At 69.3% G+C, this 3,066-nt stretch carries 3 protein-coding genes and 1 pseudogene; all 4 read right to left on the bottom strand.

The features are described 5' to 3' along the window. A partial coding sequence (locus tag M8J73_RS25430) for a pyruvate formate lyase family protein (RefSeq protein WP_283946995.1) occupies nt 1-654 on the bottom strand: 654 nt, incomplete at its 3' end. Nucleotides 655-822: 168 nt separating this feature from the next. Further along, complete coding sequence (locus tag M8J73_RS25435) at nt 823-1,263, bottom strand: pyridoxamine 5'-phosphate oxidase family protein (RefSeq protein ID WP_055541696.1); 441 nt, start codon at nt 1,261-1,263, stop codon at nt 823-825. A 635-nt stretch (nt 1,264-1,898) separates the two neighbouring features. Beyond that, nucleotides 1,899-2,227, bottom strand: a pseudogene (locus tag M8J73_RS25440) (transposase); the annotation flags it as partial. 298 nt (nt 2,228-2,525) lie between these two features. Further along, on the bottom strand, nt 2,526-3,066 hold a 541-nt coding region (locus tag M8J73_RS25445), incomplete at its 5' end, for a GOLPH3/VPS74 family protein (RefSeq protein ID WP_249829094.1).

Raw genomic sequence — 3,066 nt, forward strand, 5'->3', positions numbered from 1 at the left:
GGTGGAGGGCCGCGCGTCCAACAGGGCCCGCTCGGCCCGCTTGGCCTCGATCAGCCGGTCGGTGCCGTACAGGGCGACGCGCCGGTAGTCGCCGATGATCCGGCCGCGCCCGTACGCGTCCGGCAGCCCGGTGATGATCCCGACCTTGCGGGCTGCGCGCATTTCGGGGGTGTACGCGTCGAAGACACCGTCGTTGTGCGTCTTGCGGTAGGTGCCGAAGATCTCCGTCACGAACGGATCGGCCGTGTAGCCGTAAGCCGCCAGCCCGTTCTCCACCATCCTCAGGCCGCCGTTCGGCATGATCGCCCGCTTGAGCGGGGCGTCGGTCTGCAGGCCGACAACCAGCTCACGGTCGCGGTCGATGTAGCCAGGCGCGTGCGAGGTGATCGTGGACGGGGTGGCCGCGTCGACGTCGAGGATGCCCCTCTCGCGCTCCACGGGGAACAGGACGCTGACCTTGCCCCAGACCTCGCGCGTGCGCCCGGTCGGGCCGGCCAGGAACTCCGAGCCGCCTTCATACGGCGTGTAGTTGGCCTGGATGAAGTCCCGTACCTCGACGCACTCCTGCCACCGTGTTCCGGCGAATCCGCGCCACGCCTCCACGGATGCGTCCACGCCGGTCTCGGCCGCTTCTGCGTGGGGTGCCACCGCCATCACTGCCTCCGCCTCGTTCACGACACCATCCGCGGGGCCTCCGCGTTCGGCTCCACCGTCGATGCTCGTCGCCCACCGTGGTCGGGGGCAGGGCCGCCAGGAACCCGTCACCGCGACCGTCCGGCCCCTTCGCCATGGGGCCGGACGGCCCTCTGCGCAGGGCCCCGGTCAGGCGGAGAGCCGCACCCCGTACAGCGTGCGACCGCCGACCAGCTCACGCCCGGTCACCAGCTCGGGCTCGACACGCACGAAGACCTCCACAGGTGAAGGGGCCCAGGAGCAGGGAACAACCCTGTTCAGGTGCTCGTGCTCGGCCGGGTCGGCCACCACCGCCGCCCGCCCGGTCACAACGACACTCCAGCCGGCCCGGGCGCCCGCGTCGACGTCGTCCGCCTCGAAGGCGACCACCGAACCGTCGACCGCACGGGCCAGTTCCGAAGCCGCACAGGTGCGCAGCAGCACCGCACCGTCGTCGTCCAGACAGAAGTTGACCGGCAGGACTGCGGGCAGTGCCTGCCGGGTGTACACGATGCGGCCGACCGACACCTTCGCCAGCAGACCCAGACATTCCTGCCGACCGAGGTCACGGAAACCATCGTTGGAATACATAGCCAGTCCGTCTCTTGCACAGGGCAGCGCTCGCACTCCATCGTCCGTAGCCTCGGCATCGGAGATGAGAGGCCATGAGTCCCCCTGTGCCTGAGAGCAGCCCCCGCTGGGAGGGACTTCTGCAAGTGGAATGACTTCGGCAGGGCGCATCGCGGCGTAGTACATGCAGCCGAAGAAGGCATACAGATCCAGGCCTCGCCCGGGAAGGGCCTTGACCGACGCCAGCAGACGGGCCACCTGAGCGGGGTTCGGCACGCATTCGGATCGCCTTCATCGGTTTTTCGCTTCACCGTCTTCGCGGCGGCGGCGCTCCCGTCGACCTTGCGGCACAAGGCGTCAAGCCCTCGGCGCAGCACGTCGGGCTCCTCCAGCTCACTGACCGGAAGGGAGTGTCGTTCCAGCCAGGCCAGTGCCGCCTGCCATTCCTCCTGCGGAGCGGTACTCCACGCCTTCTTGTCGAAGGCCCACCGGTGGAGCGCGCGTCGCAGCACCCGCGGTGACCGGTAGACGGCTTCCGGCTCCACGAGCGCTGGCGAGATGGCGGCAAGAGCATCGGCGAGTGTACGGCGAAGTATTTCCCGGAGTACGGTCCCAACGGTGCTCGATGTACTCCGGCGCCAGGACATACCACGGGGGTCGTTGCGGTTGCCGCCGGTCAGCAGGACGGCGAGCGGAGTGCCCTGTCCGTCGGTGATCAGGTGGTGCTTCGAGCCGGCCCGGCCTCGGTCGACTGGCGAGGGGCCGCTGTGGCTCCCCCTTTTAGGGCCCTGAGGTGCGAGGAGTCGACCACGCAGCGGGACCGGTCCAGGCGTGGGGCCGCATTGAGTTCGGCGAGCAGAACGTCGTGGAGCCGCTGCCGGACGCCGGCCTCGTTCCAGTCCCGCAAGCGTCGCCAGCAGGTCATGCCCGAGCCGAAGCCCAGCTCCTGGGGCAGGTACTCCCACTGGACACCGGTGTGCAGCAGGGGCGTCGACTGCCTTCGTCTGCCAGCCGAGGGATCACTGCCTGGAACCTCCGCCTGTCCACGAAGAGCGTCCGCAAGCGTCCGCCCGACGGCTCGTTCCGCGAGGTAACAGAGCGACGCAGGAACGCGACTGCCATCAGAACCAGGGTGCGCCTTGTACCTGGGTCTGGCGGAGTGGGCTGTGGAAGACCCCGCCAGTGGGCCGTGTGGCTCCCTGCCCGATCAGCAAAGCCGAGTGCTCGACAGCGAAGGCTGACCGCCTTCCCGCCTTCTGAGTCTTCCTGGTACCGGGCTCGGATCATGGCCCGCGCCAGATGTTGGCGAAGGCCGCGTTCTCGATGGTCCGCCTCTGGCGCACGGCCTCCAGCTCCCTCACCGCGTCGTGGACGGCGGCCACCACACGCGTCACCGCCTCGTCGTCGAGGCCTGTCCCGTCATCGGATCGTTCGTCGTCGATGCCCACGGCCGCAGCGAGGGCGGTCAGCACGGGTTCCCTGTGTTTCCAGCGGTCGGCTGCGCGGCGGCGGGCGGGCGTATCGACCGATTGCAGGCTTTTCGATCCGAAGGGCGACCGGCTGCGTCGCTGCGGTGTCAGCTCACCGCTCTCTTCCAGGGCGGCCTGGTACGTGGCCGAGAGGTCGCGGCCCCGACGCCACAGCCAGTCCTCGACCCGCTCGTAGGGCGGCTGCCGAGTGAGACCTGCCGCAGCTTCATCCAGAAACCCGTCGTCGAGCGGCGGCGGTCCATCCGGCACGATGTGGTCGCCGTCCAGGCCGACCGTCCCCGCACGGATGAGATCGATCAGCTCGGCTCCCGCGAGGGCGAGGGACAGGTCGCCC

It is taken from the genome of Streptomyces neyagawaensis, assembly GCF_023516595.1.
GTDB classification, from domain to species: Bacteria; Actinomycetota; Actinomycetes; order Streptomycetales; family Streptomycetaceae; genus Streptomyces; species Streptomyces neyagawaensis.